9 protein-coding genes are annotated in these 11,928 nt (G+C 58.1%); 2 read left to right on the forward strand and 7 right to left on the reverse strand.

What is annotated here, in order from left to right:
• Positions 1–514: 514 nt before the first annotated feature.
• Complete coding sequence (locus ACQK2L_RS01250) at positions 515–1,516, forward strand: DUF1559 domain-containing protein (protein WP_425395112.1); 1,002 nt, start codon at positions 515–517, stop codon at positions 1,514–1,516.
• Positions 1,517–1,602: 86 nt separating this feature from the next.
• The gene (locus ACQK2L_RS01255) at positions 1,603–2,172 is read left to right on the forward strand and encodes a hypothetical protein (RefSeq protein WP_425395113.1); all 570 of its coding nucleotides are present in this window, start codon (positions 1,603–1,605) and stop codon (positions 2,170–2,172) included.
• A 29-nt stretch (positions 2,173–2,201) separates the two neighbouring features.
• On the opposite strand, the gene ACQK2L_RS01260 is transcribed toward ACQK2L_RS01255, so the two are convergent.
• The 7 genes from ACQK2L_RS01260 to ACQK2L_RS01290 form a co-directional block, all read right to left on the reverse strand.
• Positions 2,202–2,627 carry a hypothetical protein gene (locus tag ACQK2L_RS01260; protein ID WP_425395114.1) on the reverse strand — a complete coding sequence of 142 codons (426 nt, stop codon included), beginning with the start codon at positions 2,625–2,627 and terminating at the stop codon, positions 2,202–2,204.
• Positions 2,628–2,655: 28 nt separating this feature from the next.
• Complete coding sequence (locus tag ACQK2L_RS01265) at positions 2,656–3,624, reverse strand: DUF1559 domain-containing protein (RefSeq protein ID WP_425395115.1); 969 nt, start codon at positions 3,622–3,624, stop codon at positions 2,656–2,658.
• Positions 3,625–3,718: 94 nt separating this feature from the next.
• The gene (locus ACQK2L_RS01270) at positions 3,719–7,810 is read right to left on the reverse strand and encodes a PEP-CTERM sorting domain-containing protein (RefSeq protein WP_425395116.1); all 4,092 of its coding nucleotides are present in this window, start codon (positions 7,808–7,810) and stop codon (positions 3,719–3,721) included.
• A gap of 214 nt (positions 7,811–8,024) precedes the next feature.
• Positions 8,025–8,768: a PEP-CTERM sorting domain-containing protein gene (locus tag ACQK2L_RS01275; RefSeq protein WP_425395117.1), complete on the reverse strand. Its 744-nt coding sequence runs from the start codon at positions 8,766–8,768 to the stop codon at positions 8,025–8,027.
• A gap of 88 nt (positions 8,769–8,856) precedes the next feature.
• On the reverse strand, positions 8,857–9,843 hold the full coding sequence (locus ACQK2L_RS01280; RefSeq protein WP_425395118.1) for a PmoA family protein: 987 nt from the start codon (positions 9,841–9,843) through the stop codon (positions 8,857–8,859).
• Positions 9,843–11,303 carry a FecR domain-containing protein gene (locus ACQK2L_RS01285; protein ID WP_425395119.1) on the reverse strand — a complete coding sequence of 487 codons (1,461 nt, stop codon included), beginning with the start codon at positions 11,301–11,303 and terminating at the stop codon, positions 9,843–9,845. The genes ACQK2L_RS01280 and ACQK2L_RS01285 overlap by 1 nt, the downstream gene beginning before the upstream one ends.
• Positions 11,300–11,833, reverse strand: coding sequence for a sigma-70 family RNA polymerase sigma factor (locus ACQK2L_RS01290; protein WP_425395120.1), 534 nt, complete (start codon positions 11,831–11,833; stop codon positions 11,300–11,302). Before ACQK2L_RS01290 ends, ACQK2L_RS01285 begins: the two co-directional genes overlap by 4 nt.
• Positions 11,834–11,928 lie beyond the last annotated feature (95 nt).

Consider the following 11,928-nt stretch of genomic DNA (forward strand, 5'->3'; position numbering starts at 1 on the left):
GGCCGTAGCCCTGGAATTGGGGTGGCACGGACTGTGGTGGAGCAAAGGAAAAGGCTTCGGAGCTACCGAGAAAAGTGTGAACGCGCTGGGTAGGGCCGAGGTCGAATTGTCGACGTTTATTTTAGCTTGCAGTTGTGAATTCCGGGATTGGATATCGCCCTCTTTTCGGTCAGTGCCTGCAAGAAACGCGTCATGCAAGGCCCCATATGCGAATAGGGATGTTTGATTGCAACCAGAAGGTCTATGGCAACACTCTTAAAGCAAGCAGGTAACGCAGCTGTCTGAAAAAGAGGCGGGTAGCGAAGTGGTGAATAGTCTTCCATCCGATAAGATAATACTGCGCTAGCTGCTTATCCCATCGCACTTATCCCTACTCTCATCACCTCATCTGCTCGTCGTCGCAGGGGCTGTAAAGTCACCTTGCACGCGCTGTTCTGGCAACGTTCTTTTCGTACACGATTGTGGCTCTACACACGCCAAGATTGGCGAGCAGCACTTCCGGAGAACAAGGTAGATGAACTGCAAAAGTTCGAAACTTGGGTTCACCCTCGTTGAACTGCTGGTGGTGATTGCCATCATTGGCATTCTCGTGGCCATTCTGCTGCCAGCCGTCCAATCCGCCCGCGAAGCTGCACGCCGTACGCAGTGTGCGAACAACTTGAAGCAAATTGGATTGGGCTTCTTGAACTATGAGTCAACCATTAGCGAACTCCCATCAGGCGGATGGGGGTTTCGCTGGTCGGGAGATCCCGACCTCGGCACTGGCGAGCGGCAACCTGGCGGGTGGGCCTTCTCCATCTTGGTGCACCTGGAGTTATCTGCTTTGCAGGATATCGGCACCGGGCTTACCGGTGCACAGAAGCGTTTCGCTCTCACCGAGATGCGCAATACGCCCATACCCACGTTCTATTGTCCCAGCCGACGCCCTCCGGTGCTGTCGTACGGGCCCGAAGGGGCGCACAACTCGTTGCCCAATCCAGGTGGGCTTGTTGCCAAGTCCGATTACGCCGCCTGCGGCGGTACCTACCCTGCCGTCGATGGCAATCCGGTGGGCTTGTACGACGGACCTTCGCCGGGATGCCTCAACAAGTACCCCGAATGCAATTGGGGCAGCTTCACTCGGCCGAACGTGCGCAAGCTGAACGGCGTAGTTCGTCCTCGGTTCCCCTTGAAGATGCGACAGATCGAAAAAGGAACCTCCAACACCTTAATGGTGGGTGAGAAGTTCCTCAGCCCCATGTTCTACTCCGAGGAGAGCAGGGACAACAACTGCTCGGACAACAACTCGCTACTCGCTGGCTACGACTGGGACATGATCCGCTGGACCAACCGCAGGGGAGACACCGTGCCGCAACCCGACACGGGAGCCGACGATGTTTGCTCGGTGCGTTTTGGCAGCGCCCATGCGGGGGGACTGCAGGGTGTGTATTGCGATGGATCCGTTCACTCGATCGAGTATGACATCGACCTGCTTGTTTGGGAGAGGCTAGGCTCGACGACCGATCGGACGCAATGATCTGCCGCGGGCGCAGCGCGCGCGATTCACCCGCGCGCGGCGAGGAAAGTCCAGCTTTCTGAACTCTGTAACCTGAGAGACGTTCGATGCAATGGCGGAAATGTCTAGTGCTGCCGCTACTGAGTATCCTCGGTGGCTGTTCCGACCGTGTAACCCCTGTCCTGCACGAACCTGCGGAGGCGGCAAGACTTGCGATAGAGACCTACGATGCAAACGCTGACGGAGTGATCGGTGGAAGCGAGTTTGAAGAAAGTCCAGCACTGGCGTCTGCTCTGGAACGCGCCGACTTGGATGGCGATGGCAATCTGAGCGAACAGGAACTTCAGAGCCGGCTCGAAGCCTACCAAACTCAATCGCAACGGATCGGAACGATCATTCGATTACAGCATGGCCGCAAACCGCTGGATGGCGCAACGGTGACCCTTGAAATGGAGTCGTTCCTGGGCGACGGCCTGCCGGTCTACCAAGGCGCTGCCGACCGTGGTGGCAAAGTAACGCTGACGCGGAACGGCGAAAGCGCGCCGATGGTTCCAGTGGGTCTCTATCGCGTTCGTATCAAGCGGATTGGGAGCGATCAGGAGACGCTCCGCGGCTGCGAAATCGCTGACGACGTGCCAGGCGTCAACAGCGTGGTCTTCGATGCAAAGCGGCGGTGACGCCTGTTCCTCAAGACGCAGGCTGCCCGCTATTCGCCCTTGGTCGTCAGGGACAGTTGGACGCCATCGCTCGATGAACTATCCACCACGCAGGTCAGATCAGACGTAGCGACGTTGCCGTACCGTGTGGGGATGTTGCTTTCAATCGCCACCGGCGTACTCTCCTCGCTAACCGCGCTGCCGGGTGGCCGAACGGCAACCTGATAGTGACCGGCGCGTGCGCCAGTGACCCCGTCGGTCGTTAGGGAGAAGCTACCATCCGATTGGATGGCGCCAACGGCTGTGCGGCCACTTTCTGTCGGCACAAACAGCACCCTGCCAGCCGTCACTGGATCTCCATCCAGCGTTACGGTCCCATTCACGTGGTAATGGTCAGATCCATTGCACCCTGCTACCGTAACTGCCACGACCAGCAGGCCAACGAACCGCAGAACGCCGCACAACTTGAATTGCATCGAAACGATTTTCACAAGTAGAGAACTATCAGAAAGGCGACTCGAAAATCTCACCGACCGAGCGGCTTGCCAAGGCGCGTAGTACGATTTCCGACGTATCTTCGCTGATGAAGTGCACCGAACCATCGCCCATGCCGATGTGTGCGCCACCGGGATGCAAGCTTCCCAGGCTGGTGTTGTTCGACAGATAGTCGGGATCGGCTTCCGTAACTCCGAGATCGGGCAGCTCCGGAATGGGCGGCCGCCGCCCCGCTACACGGAGCTGGTATTTAACATTCTTTGAGGTGTAAGCCCACCGCACGGACGACACACCGGTGATCCAGCCGCGCTGGATCTGAACCATCCACGACATCTCGCCAAGCATCATCGTATTGCTGGTCCCATCGACCACCTTGCGCAACTCCAAATCACTCATCGGATAGATCAAGCCATTGATGGCATTACCACCATTCGTATGGCAAATGCTGTCCATTTCGTAATAAGGTTGCGAACGCAGCCTGGGTGCCGGGCAGTCGATGGTAGCACCCTGGATGGCCACGAAGTGCGTCCGCAGCGGCGATTCAGGGTTGTTGATCGTGTTACCAGCCTCACCAGATTCGTAAACTGGATCGTAGGCTGCCTGCGACGGGCAACGGAACTCCGGCAGTGGAGTGTTGCGAGCGATGTAGTTCTTTTGGTCGCGATAGCTAACCGTGTAGTCAATCAGATCGTGTAGATTCTCGTTTTCGTGATAGGGGAGAATCTGCGCCACGTATCCGATCCCTTCACCGTCGACAGTGGTGCTCGACGAAGGCAAGTGGCCTCGGGCCGACTCGAACAGCAAGCAAGCGAGCGACGCCTGCTTCAAGCGATTCTGGCACTGCGAGCGACGGGCTGCCTCGCGGGCCGCCTGCACGGCCGGCAACAACAGGGCCACCAGAATGCCGATGATCGCGATCACAACCAGGAGTTCTACCAGCGTAAAACCCTTGCGGTTCTTGATGATTTGGCTCGTCACTTCGTTGTTCTCCGTTCAGTTCCTGTTTAGCTCCGTAGCCCGATAACCACCCCAGACGGTGCGCTGCCCAGCCCCCGTCTGAGGTGGCGCGGGACTATGCCCGTTTGCGGACGATGGCTATGCCCAACGTACCTGCGGCGAGAAGCAGCAGGCCCCCTGGCTCGGGCACTTGGGTGCCACCGCCCAACAACAGGGCGAAATTCAAACCGCCTGGTATCTCCGAGTGCAGGATGTACGCGTCGGCCAGGTTGACGACGCCATCGAGGTTCAAGTCGCCCCAGCCGTAGGTCTCCAAGTCGCCGACATACACGTCGTTATGGATGCCTTCGAAGATCTTCGCCTTTTGCCACCCAGCGATCAGGGCGTCGGCGTCACTTTCGTCCACGATGCCATCGAGCGTGATATCGCCGGTCTTAAAACCCCCGTTGGGGATACTTTGAATGATGTTCGCTATGTAATCGTTATCGGCGAACAGATCAAACTCGTCGGGCGCACTGCTATAAACTTCCAGTTCGTCCAGCACGCCATCGAAGAAGGCGAGGTTGGTTTCCTGGAACTCCGCAGCGCCAACTAGAAACGGAGTGACGCTTTGATTCGTGTTCACGTCGTTCAAGGCCGAAACGGCGACGCCATCGACGTAGATCACGCTGGTGTTGGCACTTGCCGGATCTTTGCCGGGTAGCACGTTGGGCGCGTTGGCATCCGTGTTTAGAAAGATGTGTTGGGCCACGTGGTACCAACGCTCTTCGGTGACGGCGACACTGGTTGGAATATCGGTGCTATGGCCGAATGCGACTTGCGTCCACATACCATCGGGCGAGATGGCAGGCCCGCCGGCGTTGCCCGAATCGAACACGATCGACTGGCCAAACTCAGACTGCCACGACTCGTCGTGGGGAAACACCCACAGCTGCAACCCTTGCGAGGTGCCACTTCCGATGGTGTTGAACGATTCGTCGTTGGCGTGGTTGACGTCGGCCAGGAAGTTCCCTGCTCCGTTGAACTCCATGGCGGACGAACCAACGTTGCCGGGATGACCCATGGAAACATCGCCCGCGGTAATCAGGTGATACGTGGCTCCTCCCAGGTTCTCCAGGTCGTCTTCGTCCAGGTCGGTGCCAGTGGCTCCGTCCAGCACATCAAAGGGACTGCCAAAGCTGCTGGAGGCAACTTCGCCTTGCGAGGGTGTGCCATCGCCACCCCCCTCGCCAAAGGTGTCGCCCATGCTGAAGCTTCGATCGACGGTTACCGCTTCGCATTGCTGTAGAGCCAGCATTCCGGTGATCACAAGCGTAACCACTCGTGCCATGGTTCTTGGACGGAACCTTCGGCTGCACACCAATCCGCCGGCGGCGAGAACCAACAGCGTGGCGGTGCCGGGCTCGGGGACGTTGGTGCTAAGGGTTTGCAGAGCGCCGGCGCCCGATGTGTTGCCAAAGTTGCTCTTCCACGCGGCGTAATCGGCCTGGTCGACCACACCGGCGCTGCCACCCGTGTTAACGCCGTTGCCGTTGAGCGCCGACTCGGGCCCACCCAGGTTGTTCCGCCAGACCGTGTAGTCGGCAAGGTTCACGATGCCATCGTCGTTGAAGTCGCCAGTCAGCGCCACAACGGTGACGTAGCTGACGTACGCATCGCGGACAGCACCGGTGGCGGGATCGCGATAGGAGAACACGAGGTCTTCCATGTCCAGCGATTCATCATAGACGAAGCCAAGGCTGACAGACTCTGATGCCCCGATTTCAAGCGGGGTCAAAGTCGTCTCGGCCAACAGACTGTTGGTTGATCCACCAGCCTCGACCCAACCGGCTCCCAGGGGAACGGCGTTGGCAGTGTCTTGATCCTGAAGACTATCCCAGTCGCCAGGAGTGAAGCCGTTGGCAGACGTAATCTTATAGGTGTCCAGCGAAAACGTCTCGCCGAATGTGTTGACGATGCTGACTTCGCCCGTCTCCTGATTCACCTGCAACTGCAATTGCTCCACTTCATTGTGGGGTGTTTCGGAGATGACGATTTCGTCAAAGAAGGCCAGCGTCGCATTTGACCAAATCTGGAACCGGTCGATGTTCACCGCACCCGTTCGATAGTCATAAACATCTCCGGAATCGACGCCGTTAAGGCTCAAAGTAAAAGTCTTCGCTGCGATATCCGATTTGATTTCGAATTGCAGCCAGCTCGGGGTGTTGGGATCGAAAGTGTTCGCAGGCATCGCCTCCACGGTGGGGGCGCCATCCTTGAGCTCAACCGAGCCATCGGCCGCAGGCCAGAATACGGCTCCTTGTCCTCCGTTGCTGCTGTCCATGAGGTACATGGTGGGAGTGCCCGTTGTAAACACCTCGGGACGAACGCGAACACTCATCACGACCTCGTGGCCGGGCTGGAGAGGAGTAAAATCTCGGAAGAAGGTGGAAGCATTGTTGCCCGAGCTGGCATCGATCCGCAGTGCCATGTCGCCTTCGAAGGTTTCAGTCGCTTGCGGCGCGGCCGAAGCCATGCGCGCGGTCTCGGAGCTCCAGGTCCAATCGCTAGTCCAGCCTGGTTCGCCGGCTCCGCTGCCTCCGATGATGCTCGTGCCCGATTCGTAGGGTGAGCTGGGAGTGCCGTCGGAGTTAATGCCGGAGGCGTCGTTGAAGCCGGTCTGGGCCACCAGATCAAGAGCGTTCGCCTCGCTTGTTGCGATCAAGGCAACGACTATCAATGCGGCCACAGCCGACGAGCGTCGACGCAGTGCCGCCCCAATGGCAACCACACCGGTGACAAGCAAGAACACGGAACTCGGTTCGGGCACACCGGCTGTCACCTGTGCAAATGTCAGTCCGCCAACGGAGGCCGCAAAGGCATCGAAGTCGGCTTTGAACTGCACGAAGTCGTCGAAGTCGTTGTCGCCATCGCCATCGATATCGCCTTGCTGGTAGGCCAAAGGCAAGGTCAACGCGGAAAGGTCTGTGAACAAGCCGCTGTTGTAGACTAAGAAGTCGTCCATATCGATGTCGCCATCAAAGTCGAGGTCGGATCGCGCGAAGCTCGCGTCGCCGTTGCCGGTGAACTCAACGCCCGGCGTGATGATGTCGCCGTTGGCAAGCAGCAGTTCGAGTACAAGGTCTTCCGTGGGATTCTGCACCCAGGCGTTGCCCAAGTCGATGGTGGCCCCATTCGCCAAGACTCCGGGCGTGTTGGGACCCGTGAAACCGAACACCGTCTCGCTCAGATCCGCCGGGGCAGTGTTCTCCGACAGGATGGTCCACACGTCGTCGTTGTCCACCGACCCGTCACCAGTGCCCGGCGTGTCGTCGTAGTTTCCGGTAATCGGAATCCAGTTAGTTTCGCTTAGCGCGCTGGAAGCCGAGCGAATGGTGTAGCCCACAATCTCGACATTCTCGCCAGAAGAATTTCGCAGCGTGATCGAACCCGTGGCTTCGCCAGGCCGGCGTTCGACGGACAAACCGAGGAACGACTCCTCTGCTTCGATAGATACATTGTCATAGAAGGCAGTGCCGTTAATCTGTTGGTAGAATTGGATCCTACCAAAACCTTCCGTGCCGACCTCCCTGAAGTTATAGGTTCCCGCATCGACGTTATCGACCAGCAATTGGAACTGTCGAGTACCATAATTTGCAACCAAGTCGATGTCGTACCAGGTGTCTTCCAGGATGTCGACTCCGGTGTCAATTCTTGGAGTACCATCATTGTAGGCTTCCAGTGTTCCATCAGTATCGAAGAGTAGCGTTGGGCCATGGGATCCATCGGAGTCCTGCACATACAGCAGCATCGGTCCTTGATCGCCCCAGTCGTCGACGTAGAGGTCGTAGCTGAGCGACACGACCATTGGTCCGCTGATTCTATCTACCGTGCGAATATATGCGGCCCGAGGTGAGTACATATTGTCGGGTCCAGCGGAGTTGGGGGTACCAGGGATGCCGTAGGAAGTAATCTGCAGCGCCTGGCTTCCACCGTTTACAGTTACCGATTGAATGTCGGAGTTCGAGTCATATAGATCAGTCCAACCACTGGTCCAACCCGATTCGCCAGCTCCCTGCCCCGCTGCATCGACGGACATGCCGGTAGTGTACTCAGGGCTTTCGAACCCTGTCTGAGCGACAAGCACAGCGTGCGCTACACCAGAGGTGCACGCCAAGGCGACAGCAACAGCCAGTGAGAGTCTAAGTGTCAGTGGGAACCAATTCATTGCCTGTTTCTCCATAGGTAGTTCTTCTTTGGCAGATGCAAAATAGACTAGTTCTGCCATCTCAGTTGCGTTTTGATACTTGGTGATCGACGAACATTCGGTCGTGCCTGTTGTCCAAATGGAGGACAAGCAGGAGCGAAGATCCGGCGGGTGTAAAGCAGGCTCTCCGCAGGGGGGCTTGCCGCCCCCCTGCGAGAACATGCGAACGATAGGTTTACTTTCTTCGGTAGGCCACAAATCCAAGCACACCAATCATGCCCATCAGCGCGATGGTGGAGGGTTCGGGGATTGCGGTGACTACCACATTGTCAAGGTAAGAGACGCCGTTGTTGTAGGTGGACCAGAACCTCACGCGTTCCAGCCCAGCAGGTGACGATCGGAATCCGAGTCCAGTCTCTTGGACAACTCCATCCACCGACCAGCTATACGTACTGGTGGCCATATCGGAGACGAGTTCAAAAGTGTGCCATTCGCCTCCGGTCACGTCGACGCCCGAATCGGTGCTACTAGCTCCGTCTCGCCGAAAGACATCAACAAACGAGTTGCTGCCGCTGTGTACCAACGTGATCTCTGGCCCAACTGCATTGGTTGTGTCGAGGCCATAGATGATAAAGGAACCATTCTCCAAGCTTGCAAGATTCAGGTCGAACTTCATGGAAACGGTTTTGCTGCTTCCGGCTTCTGCGATCGGATGGTTGCGATAGTAGGCGACGCGATCACTACCGCCCCCGCCGGAGGAAATGAACTCAAGGGACTGAGTGCCTCCGTTGGCATCCGCGTTTGAGACGTTAGCGGTCTTTGTATAAATGTTCACCCAAGGACCCAGCCAGCCAGCTTCGCCGCCACCCTGGCCATCGACATCGCCGACAGAGTACTCAGGCGCCTCGAAATCGGATGAATAAATTGAGGCCGCGCTAGCCACTGAGGTCACAAGGGTCAAAACGGCAACAGTGGTCATAGAACTCTTTACACAGATCATTAGACTTCTCACTTTCTCGAAAAGAACTCCCAAGTTGAAAAACGACACAACGATGAACTCTCTTACTTCAAGCCTTCACAGAAACCCAATCGCCCCACAAACCATTCAGATCCGCTTCTTTGGGTGAGCCTGCGTGCAAGACGACTCGGTAGCGGAGCCGTATCGACTCGCCGTTAGCTAGTTGCCACTTCTTGCCCAAGAAGTTGAATGGCGACGGCGACAAGTGGCCGTAGTCGCGAGTGAACCAAGGGCAAGGCGCCCAAGGGTTTTCGGGGTGGTCCATCACAGCGATCCCTTCGACCACGTCGGGCCGCTGTGCGCGGGCGCCGTAGTAGTCGCACCACCGCGTGGGCTGGCCATAGGTTTCCGCTTCGCCCACCAGGCCCTCGGCATTGACCAAGGTGCCTCCATTTTGCGGAGCCAAGTCCGGGGCGACCCGCAGTGCGAAGAAGGAGTGCTTGGCCTTGCCGATGCTGATGTCTTGCTTGGCCGTCAATGTGATGTCGAAGTCGATCGTACGACGCTCTTCGTCCACCACGTGGAACTTGATCGTACGGCTATCGTCCAGCAACGCTGACTGGCCCGGCCGCTCCCAGGTGCAATCGTTCGCAAGCGAGACCGCGGTGGGCGACTGGTCCAGGACTTCCAGGCGGGTGGTGCGGACTTGTCCTCTATCGTGGCTCGAGTCCTTCCAGTAGTCGCCACCGTGCAACGGGTCGCAGCCGAGCCAAACTCCTCGGTGGTGAGGATATGGCAACGACGACTCGGTGGTGAGCGACAAACCGGACGCAGGCCCCGCTAAGTTGCCCAAATAGGGATACTTCTGTTCCGGATTCGCACGGTAGGCAGCCACGATGTGGTTGTTCCAACGCAGCAGGATCTGCCCGCCGTAGGGATAGGCCGTCAAGAACTCGGCGCCTTCGGGGGGCGGCGCGGCGAGCGGTGCATGCGCAGCAACTTCGTCCCCCTCGACCAATGTCGGCGAGAGCGCCAGGGCCGCGCCCATGGTCAGGCCGCCCTTCAGCAGTTCGCGTCGCGAGCCACGGTACTTCATCAATTCGTCTCCGTAGCCGGCAGGGGTACAACAGCAATTCCGTACATCGATCGTGAATGGCCTCCGAAGCGCGGCCCCAGTGTCAAGTCGCCCGGTTCGAGCAAATCGCGACTCCAAATGGAGAACACATGGTCGACACTGGTTCCGGGGCCAGTCGCAATGTCGTAATCCAAGTGGTTTGTAGTAGGGCCCTCATCTACTCCAATATTGAGGTCGGTCTCGACAAAACCAGTTGTCAGCCACTTCGGCTTTGCGCCCCGGTCGTCGAATAAGACATAAACCCTGGCAGGTCGCCCGACCGTCAACACGACCTCGAAATGGCTGGCTGCCTTGTCTTCATTGAAGGTCATGATGTAGTCGGCGCCTTGCAGTTCTGCCGGAATGCCCGACTCGTCGACTCCATTCCACTCATGTTCCCGGTCGACATACGCCAGGGCATCTTCCTTGAGTCCGCCACGCACGACACGATAGAACTTGGGGCTATCTTCATCGCGAAGGTTGTCGCGAATGCCCGCGATCAGCGGAGGTGTGCTCGAGGGAACCGGCCTGCGTGTCGGAGTGAGGGAGGGAAAGGTGTCGTCCTCCACGCTGCGGATGCGCCGCTGCGTTCCCAGCCGGTCCAAGAGCAGGCCTTCGCCCGCATTCAGCCGCCGCACGGCCTGGGCTTCTGTTGCAACGCTCCGACCCTTTTCGGGAGACACGTCAACCTTGCCATCAAACACCGCGATGGCCGTCTCGCCATGTGGTTCTACCGCGATGCCAAATTCCGTGCCCAGATCGATGACCTCGGCCATAGGAGTGTGGACATGGAAGTCGGCCAGTTCGCCATTCACTCGCGCGGCCATCTTTCCTCTCATCAGCCGAACTTCGCTCGCATTCAACACTTCGAATTCGGCAGGGGCCTCAAGGACCACGTGCACTTCAGTGCCAAACTGCAACTCGATTTGCCCTCGCTCAAGTTTCGCTAGTCCCTCTGGTATCCAGCCTTCGGGGTCGGGGGCATAATCCCTGGCCCACAGCGAATCGACCGAAGAAATAACCTGAGCGAAGCGAGGCGACGTGACGTCCGCTGAACCAACACCTGTGCGCCAGGCGACGCCAAGCCCAACCAGCAACATGCAAGCCAAGGCTGCTGCCGTGGAGACGATGGGGTGCGAGAGAATCACGTTGCCGCGGGACGCCGGCTGCACCACATCAGGCGTACGACGGCGGGTCGCCAACGAGATGCCGGCTTCCGACAACAAGTCCGCAGCGCTGGCTTCCACCAAGTCGCGCTGATGAAGTTCCAGTAAGTTGCCTTCCAAACAGGCAAGGTCCACGAACGCTTGGGCTACGTCCGGGTTGTTCGCCAATTGTTCGTCGAGCGCGCGAAGTTCCTCTTCGCTGATGGTCCCATCCAGGTGGGCGAGTATGGAATCCACTGCTCGTGCGTGTTCGCCACTTGCGTCACTAGGAGTCATTTGGACCCTCCACTCTCTGGAGCAAGTCGGCGACGAATGCAATCGGCTAGCCGCTCGCGAAGACGCGATAATTCACGCTGAGTGGCGGCGGCCGTTCGGCCCAATCGCCTGGCGAGCTCAGACATCCGAAGCCCGTCGCTGTAACGAAGTCCAAGCAGTTGTTTTTGTCGTTCGCGGAGCGAGTCGACGCACTGCTCGAGCGCCTCCATGCGATCCGAGGAAGGGCGATTCTTCAGCCAGTAACTCTCGAACGTGTCGAGGATCGCCTGCACGGCTTCCGGCGAGAATGGGGTGGGGCGTTTACCGTCTTTCCGCCTCGCCTCCAACACCTCGCGTACTGCAACACCTCGCGCCCACGGCCCAAAGGGGCGGTCTGCATCGTACGTGCTGAACTTCTCCCAAAGTCGAAGCACGACCACCTGGAATACGTCCTCGTATTCCGAGTAATTGCGGACTAGCGCACGTATGCAAGTTCGTAGCTCTTGCTCGTGAGCTAGGTAAAGTTCAAGGAATTGCGACTGCTGATTCATAGGTGCGCGTGCACTCCAGCCGAATGGACAAGGGGCTCCTTTACCCTAATCCGGTAGAGGGCGCAGTTTTCAGACAAAAAGAAACGAAATTGATC

It is taken from the genome of Aeoliella sp., from assembly GCF_965227375.1.
Taxonomy (GTDB): Bacteria; Planctomycetota; Planctomycetia; order Pirellulales; family Lacipirellulaceae; genus Aeoliella.